This window comes from Epibacterium ulvae (genome assembly GCF_900102795.1).
Classification (GTDB): Bacteria; Pseudomonadota; Alphaproteobacteria; order Rhodobacterales; family Rhodobacteraceae; genus Epibacterium; species Epibacterium ulvae.
On record NZ_FMWG01000007.1, the window covers coordinates 214,919 to 229,523 of the forward strand.

The 14,605-nt window shown below is 51.9% G+C and carries 11 protein-coding genes and 3 pseudogenes; 10 read left to right on the top strand and 4 right to left on the bottom strand.

Going from position 1 to position 14,605, the window contains the following annotated elements:
* Window positions 1-222 precede the first annotated feature (222 nt).
* Entirely contained in the window at window positions 223-1,536 is a 1,314-nt protein-coding gene (locus tag BLP79_RS12740) for a hypothetical protein (RefSeq protein ID WP_090219513.1), read from the top strand.
* Here the strand turns inward: BLP79_RS12740 and BLP79_RS12745 are convergent.
* Window positions 1,524-2,387, bottom strand: a complete 864-nt coding sequence (locus BLP79_RS12745) for a ChbG/HpnK family deacetylase (protein ID WP_157843983.1) — start codon at window positions 2,385-2,387, stop codon at window positions 1,524-1,526. The genes BLP79_RS12740 and BLP79_RS12745 overlap by 13 nt on opposite strands.
* A 138-nt stretch (window positions 2,388-2,525) precedes the next feature.
* On the opposite strand from BLP79_RS12745, the gene BLP79_RS12750 reads away from it, so the two are divergent.
* The 6 genes from BLP79_RS12750 to BLP79_RS12775 all read left to right on the top strand — a co-directional run bounded on the left by BLP79_RS12750 (window position 2,526) and on the right by BLP79_RS12775 (window position 8,896).
* Window positions 2,526-3,551 carry a glycosyltransferase family 2 protein gene (locus BLP79_RS12750; protein WP_090219516.1) on the top strand — a complete coding sequence of 342 codons (1,026 nt, stop codon included), beginning with the start codon at window positions 2,526-2,528 and terminating at the stop codon, window positions 3,549-3,551.
* A gap of 15 nt (window positions 3,552-3,566) precedes the next feature.
* Complete coding sequence (locus tag BLP79_RS12755) at window positions 3,567-5,795, top strand: glycosyltransferase family protein (RefSeq protein WP_090219518.1); 2,229 nt, start codon at window positions 3,567-3,569, stop codon at window positions 5,793-5,795.
* Window positions 5,796-5,802: 7 nt separating this feature from the next.
* The gene (locus BLP79_RS12760; protein WP_090219519.1) at window positions 5,803-6,195 is read left to right on the top strand and encodes a GtrA family protein; all 393 of its coding nucleotides are present in this window, start codon (window positions 5,803-5,805) and stop codon (window positions 6,193-6,195) included.
* Between the two features lie 207 nt (window positions 6,196-6,402).
* Window positions 6,403-7,344, top strand: coding sequence for a P-loop NTPase family protein (locus BLP79_RS19840; RefSeq protein ID WP_090219520.1), 942 nt, complete (start codon window positions 6,403-6,405; stop codon window positions 7,342-7,344).
* A gap of 15 nt (window positions 7,345-7,359) precedes the next feature.
* Window positions 7,360-7,932: a TetR/AcrR family transcriptional regulator gene (locus BLP79_RS12770; protein ID WP_090219522.1), complete on the top strand. Its 573-nt coding sequence runs from the start codon at window positions 7,360-7,362 to the stop codon at window positions 7,930-7,932.
* A gap of 106 nt (window positions 7,933-8,038) precedes the next feature.
* Window positions 8,039-8,896: an SDR family oxidoreductase gene (locus BLP79_RS12775; RefSeq protein WP_090219523.1), complete on the top strand. Its 858-nt coding sequence runs from the start codon at window positions 8,039-8,041 to the stop codon at window positions 8,894-8,896.
* A 739-nt stretch (window positions 8,897-9,635) separates the two neighbouring features.
* Here BLP79_RS12775 and BLP79_RS12780 read toward each other — a convergent pair.
* Together BLP79_RS12780 and BLP79_RS12785 are read right to left on the bottom strand one after the other, a co-directional pair.
* Window positions 9,636-11,603, bottom strand: a complete 1,968-nt coding sequence (locus BLP79_RS12780; protein ID WP_090219525.1) for a pyridoxamine 5'-phosphate oxidase family protein — start codon at window positions 11,601-11,603, stop codon at window positions 9,636-9,638.
* Between the two features lie 336 nt (window positions 11,604-11,939).
* On the bottom strand, window positions 11,940-12,563 hold the full coding sequence (locus BLP79_RS12785; RefSeq protein ID WP_090219526.1) for a glutathione S-transferase family protein: 624 nt from the start codon (window positions 12,561-12,563) through the stop codon (window positions 11,940-11,942).
* 108 nt (window positions 12,564-12,671) lie between these two features.
* Between BLP79_RS12785 and BLP79_RS12790 the strand changes: the two genes are divergently transcribed.
* A complete protein-coding gene (locus tag BLP79_RS12790; protein ID WP_090219528.1) occupies window positions 12,672-13,571 on the top strand; it encodes a LysR family transcriptional regulator in 900 nt (299 codons plus the stop codon).
* 142 nt (window positions 13,572-13,713) lie between these two features.
* Window positions 13,714-13,855 (top strand): annotated as a pseudogene (locus tag BLP79_RS19990) (IS5/IS1182 family transposase); the annotation flags it as partial.
* A 179-nt stretch (window positions 13,856-14,034) separates the two neighbouring features.
* On the opposite strand, the pseudogene BLP79_RS19995 reads toward BLP79_RS19990, so the two are convergent.
* Window positions 14,035-14,250 (bottom strand): annotated as a pseudogene (locus tag BLP79_RS19995) (MBL fold metallo-hydrolase); the annotation flags it as partial.
* Window positions 14,251-14,377: 127 nt separating this feature from the next.
* On the opposite strand from BLP79_RS19995, the pseudogene BLP79_RS12800 reads away from it, so the two are divergent.
* A pseudogene (locus tag BLP79_RS12800) lies at window positions 14,378-14,605 on the top strand (recombinase family protein); the annotation flags it as partial.

Here is a 14,605-nt window from a genome sequence, read left to right on the forward strand (position 1 = left end):
CCATAAAGCGTCTCCCTCGTCTGAGTGTTTGGACAAATGGCTGGTTCAACTAAGAGAGCGTTACGCTTAACTGGTCGTTTTGCTCTGGTGTGGCGAATGATACGCGTCGCAAACACGGCAGTTCACGTATTGCTCACATTTAGCTGTGTACACCCATTTGTGTGGTGCCATAGAGACCCTTTGACAATACTTCAGTTGTGCACCCGTTGATAAGAGGTATCCATGCTTCGCTTTCTTTTCTGCGCACTCATTGTGGCAACCCCGGTACAGGCGGATAAGCTTGATGCCTTTGCAGCTGAACGCTTGAAAGACGCTGTTCTGCTGTTCGATCAAGAATTCCGCAATGACGAAACCGGGCAGTATTTGGATTCGATCCGATTGGACGACAGGAACGGATCACCGCTCTCCTCTATTGCGGCCAGTGGTATGGGCCTAATCAGTCTGGCTATCGGTGATGCAACCGGAGTAATCCCGGATGCCGAAATCAAGGCCGAAACGACATTAAAACATCTATTGGGCTTGAACAACGATACCGATTTTGCGGTCGAACGCTCTGTAAACGGTTGGTATCGCCATTGGTTCAATGTCAACACAGGTGCTGTGCCAAAAGGCAGCACAGAAAAGTACTCGACCATTGATACAGCAATTCTCAGCGCAGGCGCGGCTATCCTTGGGAATTATCTGATCGACCAAGCTGAACGAGACAACACTCCAATTCCACAGGCCGCTCTTCTGGCACAACAACTGGTGATGTCGATCAATTGGACAACAGCGATCCGGGATCCTCAACGGGGCTCGATACATCTCGTATTTTATGGAGCCGATGCCGAGCGTCCAACCGACAACGTCGCGACCATTCCATTTGATGAATACGCTCTGTTGCCCTGTATGGCAGCCCGTTTCGAAAACCTAACCCGCAATGAAGGCGATGCAACGTTGTTCTGGCACAGCCACTTTGGCGATGTTGAAGAACTCCCGATGCCGCAACACGAAAACTTCACCCTCTTGGGAAAACCGAGCGGCAACGTGCCGTCACATTTTACCCATCAATTCGCGTTCTATCTGTGCGGCGACTATGCACGCGATCCAGCCTTTCTTGATGAATTGCGCGAACTTAAGAAGGCCGATCGCCAATGGTTTGAAAGCAAAGGTGCAACGGCGGGTTTGTGGGGACTGGGTGCCGGATCCGAGATTGTTTTTGATCAACACAACCGTATTGAAAAATACCGATATGGGGTGGCACGACTGGGGCAGAATCCCAATAAAACTGCATCGCCTGCGATCATGGCTGGCTTTTTACCTGTGGACGTGACGGACGGCACGCAGACCATCTTGGCTGAGCTTAAAGCACTTTGGGATACTGGTGCTTGTCGCTACGAACATGAAAACCTTGAATTCATGTGGAGATGTTCGGTCAAGGATCCCAGTCTACAAGTCAAACGGCTTGAAGCGATAGATTTTTCGACCTGGATGTTAGGGCTTGCGACAGCGCATCCAAATGTCGGGCTGGAATTTTTTCAGGATTACGCCTTTTGAAATCCTGTCGCAGCGAACTGCGGGTCCAAGGTCATATCGCGTAGGATCATATCTTGCTTGAACTGTTTTGAGGCAAGATATGACAGCTCATCTGGCCTGCGAATGGCAATCGGATCCAAGACATCTGCGGTCTTGGGATAGCCCGGGTGACACATGATCAACGCTGGCTTTCCTGATTTGTGAGCTGCATCCAGCCAGACCCGCATCATGTGGCCAAAATCTTGCCCCGGTTCAAAGTCGTTAACGCCATAAAACACATCGTTGGTTGGCACGTGGTGGCGCACCAACGCTCGCTTTAATCGCCGCGCAAGGGCAGAAATGATTGCGGCACGCTGTATCGAAACTCCCAATGTCAGAATGCGGGGGTAAGACAGATCACAGGATCGAACCCAAACACCACGTGGCATGTTCAATACAGCAGTGATGACCTCATCGCGAATGCCGGGTAATATATGTGCGTGTTGGTGACCATCGATAAAATCGGGAAGTCTACCGAAGGTTTCAGTAAAAACCTGAATCTGCCGTAAAACCTGTTCGGCGATTTCATCCTTGTGCAGCTGACGCAGATGAGCCTTTTGAATTAATGTCCCGATCGAGGGTAAAATTCCATCCGGGGCTAGATGCGGCATCAGGCCGACGGGCGCATATTCTGTAAATGTCAAATGTAACCCAATCTGCACGGGCGTCTCGGTCGCAGCCTGCTGCAATCTACCCGCGTTTTGAGCCAGCGTGCTACCTCCGCTCATACAACTGACTGCATTCAAGCGTCCGGCCTGAACAAGTTCGATAATCCCGTCATCCGTGCCCTGATGCAGTCCAAAATCATCCGCACACAGCGTGAAATGTATCATTGTTACGTTTCTCCAGCTATTGTCACGTGATGTTGAGAGAGCTTGAACGCCCATCATTCGACTTTGTAAGTGCTATCCTTTATTCGCAAATGACAGGCATTCCAAGATGCCACCATTTGCGTTTAGGCGGGGCTTCCAATGGCATTCAGTTCTGATACTTCCCGATGCGGTCCTGAGGGCACTTCCCCGGTGCTGTCGATCATTGTCCCAATGTTTAACGAAGCTGACAACGTGGATGAGCTGTTAAACCGGCTTGTCAGTGTGGTCAGCGAGATCGACCCGCAGTACGAGATTATTCTGATCGACGATGGCAGTCGTGATGCCACGGCCATGCGTATCGTTGAAGCTACTGAACAAAACGGTCAGATAAAATGTCTTGTTCTAAGCCGGAACTTTGGCAAAGAGGCGGCCCTGAATGCAGGGTTGTCACATGCTTCAGGGCAAGCTGTGATACAGATTGATGCGGACCTACAGCATCCCCCCGAAATCATCCGCACCTTTTATGCCGAATGGAAGAACGGTGCTGAACTTGTTTATGGTCAACGCACATCCCGGGACGGCGAAGGCGCCGCCCGCAGCTTTATGACCCGCAGTTTTTACAGATTGTTTGCCGCGGTTTCAGATGTAAAGCTGATGAAAGGCCTTGGGGACTTTCTACTGATGGACCGCAAAGTGGTTGAGGCACTGCTGTCTTTGCCTGAACGAGAGCGGTTCACCAAGGGCCTCTATGCATGGGTTGGCTTCAAACGCGTCGCTGTCCCGTTTGAAGTGGCCCCACGTGCGCAGGGCCAATCCGCCTGGAGCATTCTGCGTTTATACCTGTTCGCGCTTGGGGCTATCACATCATTCTCAACAGTACCCCTGAAAATCTGGACCTATATCGGACTGTGTCTTGCGCTCCCATCCTTTGCCTATGGCGGGTTTATCTTTGCCAAAACAGCAATCTTTGGGGTGGACGTGCCAGGCTATGCGTCGCTGATGGTAGCTGTGTGCTTTTTTTCCGGTATTCAACTTCTTGGGCTCGGCATCATCGGTGACTACATGGGCCGGGTTTTACAAGAAGTAAAACAACGCCCTTTGTATCTGATCAGCACAAAACATGGCTTTGAGCAGACCCGTTCTCGCAACCTTGAGGTCGCTGATATCAAGCGCCTGCGTTCCTGATCCTGAGCAGGTTTCATGATAACGAATAACCGACGTATCACGGCCTTTTGCCTATTGGCCATCATTGCTATCTGGGGGATCTTCTGCTGGCCTTGGCTTTTAGATGGTCGGATCATCCCATATGATGCCAAGAACCATTTCTACCCGATGATCCGCTTTGTCGCTGAGGCATGGCATTCAGGCGCAGATTTCGGCTGGAGCCCGCATCATTATGGCGGCTTTCCCATGATCGCAGATCCGCAATCAGCGATCTGGACTCCGACGTTTTGGATCCCCACCTTTATCAGTGCCACGCCCAGCATGCACTTGGTAGACGCAATTCATCTGCTGCATCTTCTGGTTGGTGCATTTGCAATTTTTGGGTTCGGTAAAATCAGTGCCTGGCGGTGGGAAGCCTCGCTGATTGCTGCTTTGATCTACATGATGGCAGGCCCGTCAAGCTTGCGGCTTGAACATATGCTGATGACTGTCAGTTATATGTGGCTTGCGGTCGCGCTATGGCGGCTTAAGGCGGTGTTGGTCCATGGCGGAGCATGGCGCGGCATAGCCTTTGGTATCGCTTTGGCGCTGCTGCTGATTGACCGCAACCATGTGGCTTATCTAGGAGCGTGGCTGCTGTTTATCTACTGGTTGGCTGCCGTGTTTAGCGATTTCAAGCAGCCTCGTCCGAACGCCTTGCGGCGGGTTCACCTGCCCATTACCATCGGCGGCATCCTTGCGCTGGTCCTGATTGCTGTGCCTGTGATTTTACTTCTGCAACTGGCCAATGACAGCAACCGACCCGAGTTTTCATATCTGCAAGCCAGTTGGCAATCGCTGCACCCGGCAGCGCTATTCTCCTTTGTCCTGCCTGAATATTTCGGGTCTTTGCGTTTGGACGGGGGTAAACACTGGGGCCCACCCAGCACCATTTGGGGTGAAAAAGGACTAAAGATCCATCGTGGGATGCTGCACATGTATTGCGGCATGGTGCCTTTGGTCGCGATCATATGGTTCGGTATTCTCAAACGCCAACTGCTTCGAGGCGAGGCTCGCTTTTTTACGATCGCCTGTCTTATCTGTGTGCTCTATGCACTTGGTCGCTATACGCCGGTATTCCGAGTGCTGTACGATGCCATCCCCGGCGTCGATCTCTTCCGCCGCCCGGCGGATGCCCTGTTCATCTTTGGCTTTTCGCTGGCCTTGCTAACCGGAGCCTTAGTTCAACAGGGTCTGGCCATGCGCCCGTATAGCCGAAGTCTGTGGCTGACCAGCACGGTGATACTGGCACTGATTGCACTGTTTGCGGCCATGTTCAGGCTGGCATACAGTCTTGATCGGCTGGCCGATTTTGCCAATAGCCTAATCGTGCCCACCGCCGTGGTTGCGGGCAGCATTCTAGCGATGGCCTTGACGAAACGCTCTGGGAAGCAAAGGCAGTTGGCCCTAATCGCATTGGTTGGGATCGTCGCTGCGGATTTAGTCTATCACTCGTCTAACACGCGCATCAACGCCCGTCCGTCCGAGGCCTATCAGGTACTGGAGCGGGCTGAAGAACATCCAATCTTTGCGCACATGCTACCCTTGCTGGATAAGACCGACCCGCTTGGGATACCTTGGCGAACCGAGATCATCGGGCTCGGCCCGGTGGTTCAGAACCTACCACAAATCATCCATTCACAGGGGCTGCTCGGATACAATCCGCTGCGTCTGTCAGGATTTGAACAGCACATCGCGCCCGACATGCAGAACAATGCCAGTCTAAAACGGAATTTCGGTGACCGTATGACAGGCTATAGCAGCCCATTGGCCAACCAGCTCGGCCTGCGCTATGTGATCAGTGGTGCACCACTGCATCAGATCGACCCAGCATATGACAGCGATCATTTTACCCTGATAGGCACCGCCAAATATAAATGGCGCACAGCTTATTTCTATGAAAACACCCGAGCACTGCCGCGCGTGGCTGTCGTGTCCGATACAGGCACCTCATTAGACCGCGAGATCTCGGTACTGGCCTATGAAAACACACACATCGCACTGCAAGTTAAGGCCGGAGCTGCCGGAACCTTGGTGCTGCGCGACTTCCATTATCCTGGTTGGAGCGCTACAGTGAACGGCCAAAAAGTACAGGTGAGCAAGCAGGATGATCTGTTCCGTGCAATTCCTCTCCCTGCCGGGTCTAGCCGCGTCGAGTTCCAGTTTAATCTGCTCACACGTGAAAACCTGCTTGGCGCAGCCAAGGCGCTAGCTTCGGCCCCTTAAAGTTGTCATGTCCCGTAAACGCTCCTCCTTGCTGCGCCAGCTCATCACGTTTTTCGGTGTCGGTGCGATTGCCACAACTTGTCATTATGCGGTGTTGTTTGCTTTGGTCGAAGGCGCCAAGGTGCTGCCGACAACAGCTTCGCTATATGGCGCATTGTTTGGAGCCATCATCAGCTATATCCTGAACCGTATCTACACGTTTCAATCCACCGCCCAACACCGTAAAACCGCACCAAAGTTTTTTGTGATCGCAGGACTGTCAGTCGTGCTAAACACGGTCTTAATGGGCATCCTGACTTTATCGGTCGGGTTGCCCTATCCGGTAGCTCAAATGCTTACAACGGGGGTACTGATCGTCGTTACCTTTGGCCTGAACAAAGCCTGGTCATTCCGAGAGTGACTTTTCAAAGCGCGACACATGTATCTTATAACGAGTGCACCCACGCTCCCATTCTCTAATTTCGCTGCTCAAATATCGCAACCAAAGCCAGCGGAAAATTGATCCTTTTGATCTTCACAACAGTCCAACGAATTCAATTAATTGAATTCCATTGACTCTGACGTCCCCTTATTAATAATGAATATTCATTATTAATAAGGGGACCCAATGACGCGATTAACCAAACTTGTAGCGACAGTAGGTATTGCCGCATCCATTTTCATCATTCCTGTCTATGCAGAAACGAATGACGCAGGTCCTCAAGCACAAAATGACAGCTTAATCGAAAACACGCTGAAAGCATTTGCCTATGACTGGTATGCGCGGTTCGACAACGGTGCCACGATCGAGCGGCTTTCGCCGAACCTGCCGGATACGTTCGAGTTCACCTATCCGCAAGCCACCGTCACTTCACTCAAAGCATTCGCACCATTGCACAAAGCTGTTCAAGATGGATCAATTGCCAGTGCACATGACATCGAAGAGATATTCGTCCACCCAACCGCAGATGAAACACTTTACGAAATCGTCACGCCGCACACCTTTTGGATCGCACGCAAAGATGGCACTTTCGGCGATATCGATATCGTCAGCCGTATGCGTGTGCGCCTGAACCAAGTGACGGATCGAGACCCCGGGGGACACCTGCCAAAGATCGAGAACTACACCGTCCTGTTTGAAAGCGTTTCCGACAAAAATGTTTCGCAAAAAATTGAGAATAATCGCATTGGTACGATCTCGGATAACGATGTGAAATCTTTCGTGCACCAGTGGTTCACCGCAGCGGATGCGCGTGACGCAGATGCCATGATCGCACGCACATCGAACGGCCCGCTGAACGTAAACCTGTTGGAGGTCGAAATTTCATCTGCGGATGAGCTGCGCACTTACTTAGAAAGTAACAGCGCCGCACAGATTTGGGCGACACACAAGCCGCACAATATTTCGGTCACACATACCGAAGATGGTTTCGCTGTTCGTTTCATCGTACACTTTGAAGGTAGCATTAAAGGTGTCGGAGAGATGAAACTGACCAATGTTACCAACTGGTTGTTGATCGAAGAAGATGGTGAACTACGTCTTCGCGACTATGCATTGACCATGCTGTAAGATAAGGTCTGGCCGATGCCTCGATTGACGAAAGATCAAACACGTTCAAAACTGCGCAACGCTGTTGTTGCAGAAGCCATCGAACGAGGATTCAGCGCCACTTCGGTTGCTGGTGTGGTCAAACGTGCCAAAGTGTCGGCTGGCACAGTATATGTGCATTTTGCAAACAAAGACGACATGCTTCAAAAGGTCTTTCTGGAAATAAAGACTGAGTTCCACGCGACGATGATGGGTGCAAAAGCCGAAGCCAATTCGGCTGACATGATCCGCCGCATGTGGTTTGATATGTTCGCCTTTGTGGGCAAGCAGCCGTCGGATTTTCTATATCTGGAATATGGAAATTCGGCACGCATTCTGACGCCAGCGCAAGAAGAGCAAACGCTTAAGATGACAGCCGAGATCAGCGAGATGCTTCAACAAGGGATCAAAGACGGCACCCTTGCAGACATCGACGTTGAGACCCTCTCGCTTCTTCTAGTTGCGCCAGCAATGCAATTGGCCCGCCGCGCCGTTTTGTCAAACCAGCCGATATCAACTGCAACGACAGAATTGGTGTTTCAAAGAATCTGGCGCGCCATCGCCGCCTGAAGCAAACGCACAGTTTTCCAAACTTTAAGCCGAACTTTCGGTTTTCAATATCCGTTGCTCGGCTGGCCCGAGATGCGTTTACAATTCCTATTCTGAGGACACGAACATGAGCAAAATTATCCTTGTCACAGGCACTTCAACGGGTCTGGGCATTTCAATTGCAGTACAAGCTGCCAAAGCTGGACACATCGTTTACGCAACCATGCGCAACCTTGCCAAACGCGAGGAGTTAGACGTGGCTGCAAAGACAGCCGGCGTTGTAGTCAATGTCATGGCGTTGGATGTGCAGTCGCCTGAAACCATCGCGGCAGCAGTTGAGCAAATCATTCAAGAGCATGGCCGTATTGATACCTTGGTCAACAACGCAGGTTCGGGTTTTGTACGCAACATCGAACAGGCCGGAGATGCCGAAATCCAGCAGGTCATGGATGTAAATTTCATGGGAGTGGTACGTTGCACCCGCGCGGTTCTTCCGCAAATGCGCGCTAAGAAATCGGGCCATGTCATCAACATCTCGTCCGTCGGTGGACTAGTGGGACAACCTTTTAACGAAATTTATTGCGGAGCAAAATTCGCAGTAGAAGGGTTTACAGAAGCACTTGCAAGTTATGTAACCCCCGGCTTCGGCATCAACTTTACAACCATCGAGCCTGGTGGCATCGCCACAGAATTTTCTAATAATGTGCTAAAACAGGTCGCCGAAACGGGCGGCATGCTGGACGATGACTATTTGCCATTGCTGCAAAAATACGTTGGCGGCTCGCAAAACCGTCAGGATGGATCAGACATTTATCAGACTGCTGATCAAGTGGCCGAAGTTGTGATGAAAGTCATTGACGCAGAACACCCACCACTGCGTACTCGCACGTCGGCATGGTCGGAAGAGTTTACCAAGCTGAAAACCGGCCTCGACCCGGATGGTCGGAAACAACGCGATCTCGTGGTCGAAAGCTTCCTGAACTGATCTCCAAAGGCGGCGGTCATCAGATCGCCGCCAGGCCCAACGGTGTCGCGTTGCAAGCTGATGAAATAAAAAATGCCCTTTTTCCAAGTGGTTTGGCTGCTATGGGGCTTTGTTTCACAAATCGAGCTGAGGATACATTCGATCAATCCGACGCTATACCCAATATCATGGGCACTTGAATCATACGAAGTACAAGGCTGGGAACTGTTCTTCACGAAGTGATGACCGCATTTCATCGACACGGATTATGCTTGGTCGTATCTGGCTCTGGAACGGTCTAGCTCCCTGCAGCAGACTGGTAAGTGTTGTACACGTCGCATGCACAAATTCATTATGCTGACTCATTTTCCGCATAGGTGAGGACATGATAGACCAAATCACATCAGCCCCTCCTTAAAGCCGTATTTGGTTGCCTGTGGCGTGACCAGCTATGAATGTGCTTCCATCACCCTCAGGGCTTAGCAGGACTTCCAATCAGCTCAAGGAGAACAGATGATTCATCGTCAGAAACGACGACTACACGTAACTGGGCCAACTCTATGAACCACACCTGAAACCGATGGGCGTGTGCCGCAATTTGACCGTGACACCGTTGGAATTAGTCAAAACCGGCTTCTCGAAGCATTGAAAACTTGACCTTTCACTTAATAAGCGACTTTTCGCAGCGAAAGCGGAGGGAGTGGCCAAAATACCGAATATTGCTACCGATACGAAGTCCACTCCTAGTCGGGCGTTTCACCTAGAAGACAAATGTCTCACGATGGCGTCGTGTCTCTTCAACCTCCAATTCAGTAAGCATTGTTTCGCTCCTGTTCATCAAGCCGTCGGGTCCACACATAAACACCTCACGTTCACTCAGGTCTGCAACGGATCGGATATCATCAATCCCCATGCGTCGCTCTTCGATTTTCAGTATGCTATCTGAAATCGTATCACGCAAACCATCCCGAGTGCTTCGCGCTATGGAGGCGGACCCGCTCACGCTTTGCAGGGCAAGGATGCGAAGCGTCACGTGATCCGGAAGCGTGCCATGCTGCGATCCAAAGTGCCTCAAGACATTAATATCGTCATCTCGCCCTGCAAATAATAGCACGATGTCGGTCGAAACCTGATCTGGGTTGGCCTTTGCCAGCTCAAGAATACCGTCCCACATCGCCATGAAAGGCGTAACGCCAACTCCGCCTGCGATCCAAAGCATCTTTGGCGGGAGAGTTAGGGGCATACCGTCGGAGCCCCCTGAGAAACAGGTAAACCCGGCGCCAGTCCCCTTGAAGGCAACCGGCAGATTGTTCGCGATGAACTGGTCGGCATTGTCGTGCAGTACGTTAGACATCAATCCGCCCGGTTTGCGTTTGACCGTGATACTGACGTGATCAGATGAACGGAAAGTCTTGGTATTCGGATCAATCCTTGGCGTGCTGGAAAGTGTCCATGTGCGGACAAAATCCTCGTTCACCAGTTGGGGGTTGGCCTCGTTCATGTGGCTGTAGCCACGGTCCAGAAGGCCAGAGAAGTCAAAGATGCCAAACCCACCGGGTAAGAGGGCCGAGATAGGCGTTGAAAGCTTGAAGTTAAAGGTTTTGATATTGTCCGAGAGAGCTTGAGTTGAAACGAGCGTGGCCGAAATCGCTTCCGCGTCGTCACTGGGAACCCGCCCCATCTGCTCTAATTCCCGCCGCAAAAGTTTCACGGGCGGATTGTAGGGCGAGAGTTGCTCCCCGGAGGTGAGTTCCAGATTGAGGGCCGCTTTGATCAGAAGCGCCCCCGTCACCTTGACGCGCGTCAGTAAGCCAGTGCGCGGCATCAGCGCCTCTGCATCATCGTCGAGCAGGTTCTCGGCCTCTCCCGTGACATAAAACACATCGCCCGTGGCAAAATCCGGGAATACGAGCCCGACCTGAGGGTCTGTCTCGATATTGCCCAAAGACTGATAAAAGCGATTGCCGGAATGGTCTGGCAAAACCAGATAGGTTGTAACTGCGTCCCCGTCGGTTTCTTCGTAGATACGGGTAAAACCCGGCGCACCACCGCGATGGTTCACGCCCATATCGGTCTGTGTGCCATTCGTATTGCCCTGTGCGGTGTGTTTTGTCGCCAAAAAGACGGTGCTGGCGCGATCCACCACGGCTTTGGCCTCGGCCGGCAAGACAGATGCGTTACCCTCAAAGCTGTCATATGACAGCTGAGCCAGGCGCCGTGTGGGTGCCAAGTTGCGTACGGTGATGTATTTCGGACAATTCCCCAGATGCTGGTCAGACAGAAGCCGAAGCTGGACTTTTCCTGTCTCATCAACGGAGGCATCCGCAATTGATCCAGCTATTTTGTTGCGGCGACGGTTGCTAAAATCAACACCAACGCCTGCAAATAATCGTGCTTCACCCGCAGAGGCAGGCACTTGCTGCAAAGCACGTGCAAAGGGGTCATAGGGATTGGTCTGGGCTATCACATCCGTTGTATTGCCACCTAACACCTTGATCCCGACGGTTGGGTCGTGATCCGAGCGCGTGACCAAAAGACTGACCCATGGACGCCCCTGCTGGTCGAGCGTTGCCAGAGGCAGGTAGGACAGGCCAGCAAAGAAATCCGCGTGCTGCTGCGGCATGTCACTGCTGATATATTGCGGAATGGAATCTGTGAGCTCTTTGGGTGTATTGCGCCGCTTTTGCAGCAGCAACTCGCCCTTATGAGACCAATGTATCTGCGTCATTGCCTGATCCTTTCGCCTTTTTTAGGGGGCATTCACGGGCCTTTTGGTGCTCCGGAATGTTGGAATAGAGACCCAAATTGTTTGGGTTTAATTAATCGTTCGGACGGTGCCCAAATAGCCTGTGCATTCGCCAGTCTGCGTTTGCAAGCAGATACGCATTGATACCAGAGAACCGGCGATCCAAGTCGCCATGCTCATCCAATTACCAGTTCACATTGCCGTAAGCCCCGTACCTGTTACCGCTATGTTCGGAAAAGCGAACCTTTTCCACGGCCGTTGCGGCCTTAACTGGTGGTAACGGATGGTACGGGGCTTGAGGGGTCATGTCATCGTAACTTATTCAGCTGCCAGGCCAACAGCGGTTGCTGGCATTGCTTCAAACCCGGGTAAGGCTTCGAAACGGGCAAGCCACGCACGAACATTAGGATAAGCCTCAAGCGATACGTTCCCTTCTGGCGCATGCGCCGTATACGAGTACGTCGCCACATCAGCGATTGTCGGGCGATCACCGACCAGCCATTCGCGGCCCTCGAGCCCTTGCTCCAATTTCTGCATCGCTTTCTCAGCAGTTGCGATCGCGAAATCGGCATCCAAAGGTGCACCAAAAACAGTGATCAAACGTGCGGCACATGAGCCAAATGCAATTTCACCGGCAGCGAGTGTGAGCCAGCGCTGAACTTCAGCCTCGCCAATGGCAGTGCTTGGCATCCAGTCAGGCGCATAAGCACGTGCAAGGTAAACAAGGATCGCATTCGAGTCTGACACTATTGCTTCGCCATCTTCAAGAACAGGAACTTGGCCATTCGGGTTCATCGCAAGAAATTCAGGCGACTTATGCGCGCCAGCAGCAAGGTCAACGGGTACGGCTTCATGTGCAATCCCTGCAAGTTTTGCGAACACCAAGGCGCGATGTGCGTGACCTGATTTAGCGAAATGGTGAATGCGAACGGCGTTTGACATGGGTGTCTCCAATCATTTTCGATTTTCTGAGACAATCATATTTGTTGCGTTGATTGAGGATAATTGCCAATTTTGGTGTAACTTTAGGTCCTGAAAGGGCGCAATAATATGGACAAAATTGATCGTATGCGCGCGTTTGCGCTGGTCGCACAAAACGCGTCATTCACCATCGCAGCGCAGCGGATGGGTCGGTCCGCGCGTCTGGTCAGTAAATACGTAGCCGATCTGGAAAATACCCTGGGTGTGCAATTGCTAAACCGCACGACCCGCAGCGTGGCTTTGACCGATGCAGGTGCAACATACTTGGCGCTGTGCACCCCCCTTCTCGACGGATTTGATGAGCTTGAAGAACGCGTCAGAAATGAACAAGCATCACTGCGTGGCACGATCCACATCTCCGCGCCCACAGGGTTTGGCGCATTGCGACTCGCCCCATCCCTCGCTCTATTTGCAGCGAAACACCCAAACGTGGACCTTGATCTACGGTTCTCAGATCGACGGGTGTCGATCGTTGAGGAAGGGATCGATCTTGCAATCAGGATAGGGCCGATGCGGGATAGTTCGCTAAAAGTGCGGCAGCTTGGCCGCATGCCCTTGGTCGTTTGCGCATCACCTGCCTATTTGGAACGAACGGGAACGCCCAGCCACCCACGCGCGCTGGTCACCCACGAGTGCATTATTGATGGCAATATGACAGAGCCGACTGTTTGGAGGTTTGACATCGACGGCCACGAAGAAGCGGTACAAGTGAACGGACGCTTTCGAATGAACACGCCCGCGGGATCCGCCCGTATCGCCGCATCAGGCGCTGCAATCGCGCGCTGCCCGGCCTACACAGTCGCAGACGCCTTGAAATCCGGAGACCTGGTAGAGCTTTTTGCAGAGCACCGTGTCACACCTTATGTTGTGGCCGCACTTTTTCCACAAAACCGGCACCTCACGACAAGAGTACGTACTCTAATTGACCACCTCGCAGGTGATCCGACATTATGTCCTGACGATGCATGACCCCGTTCTTATTATCTGGTTGTAGGCGCGAATACGTCCTTAAAATCGCAAAGGGCGGATGACATTCATCATAGATAATGTCTTAGTTGCACAAATCAGGTGATGGATTCATTATTTGAAACCAGTGAGGTAGCAACGGTGCATGAGCCGTTGGTCTCCCCGCGAGGTATAAGACAAAAAACGGACGACCATATCATTTGGCGTTAAAGCGGCGCGGTTCTCTGTCGATCCGGTTTGATCCTGAGATGCATTGGCAGGCGGCGCCGACTGACAAACGGGACCGCCACCTTGTATGTCTTTGACCTTTCAACGCGAATGCCATTCTCACGCAGTGACGAGAGTTCCGCACATGATCCCGGGGATCATTTGTTGGAATACGATCTGCCGCTTCCTTGACGACATCAGCCCGAATAGCGGGCAGCGTTTCAAACGGCACATCCGGCATTGCAACTGTGCCGCTCCAGTGATCAGGGTGTTCATGGCTGAGCACAGCTTTGGCGACAGGTTTACCGATATGTTTAATCAAATCTGCAACTTCTGCACCAGTTTCGGGAAAGAAAGTAGCATCGATAAGCAGTACTTCGTTTTTAAATTCAATGACATGCGCCGTTGCGCGCAAACCACGATCGGGAGAGACATAAGTGTGAAACGTTACACCATCTCGACTAAAGCGATGCACTTCTCCTTCAGTCTGAGGGCAAGCTCACACGCGAGAAAGAAAAGATCGTGCAATCGATCTGCGACGGTGGTGAGCTAGCAGAGATGCTGAAAGACCGTGCAGTCTTCGCTCAGACCGTCTCAAAGAGTTGGGACATCTTCTGAGCAATCAGCCTGAGGAACAGGTGATCTTCCACCCCAATATGAGCGCCTACTACAAGCAGGAAGTCTCAAACGTCATGGCAACGCTCAACAGTTCTGAGCGACGTACTGAGGCATCACAACACCTTAGAGCAATGATCGATAAAGTTGTCCTGACGCCCAATGAAGCCGGGGACGAGCTGACCATTGATTTAATTGGCGATTTGGCAGGTCTT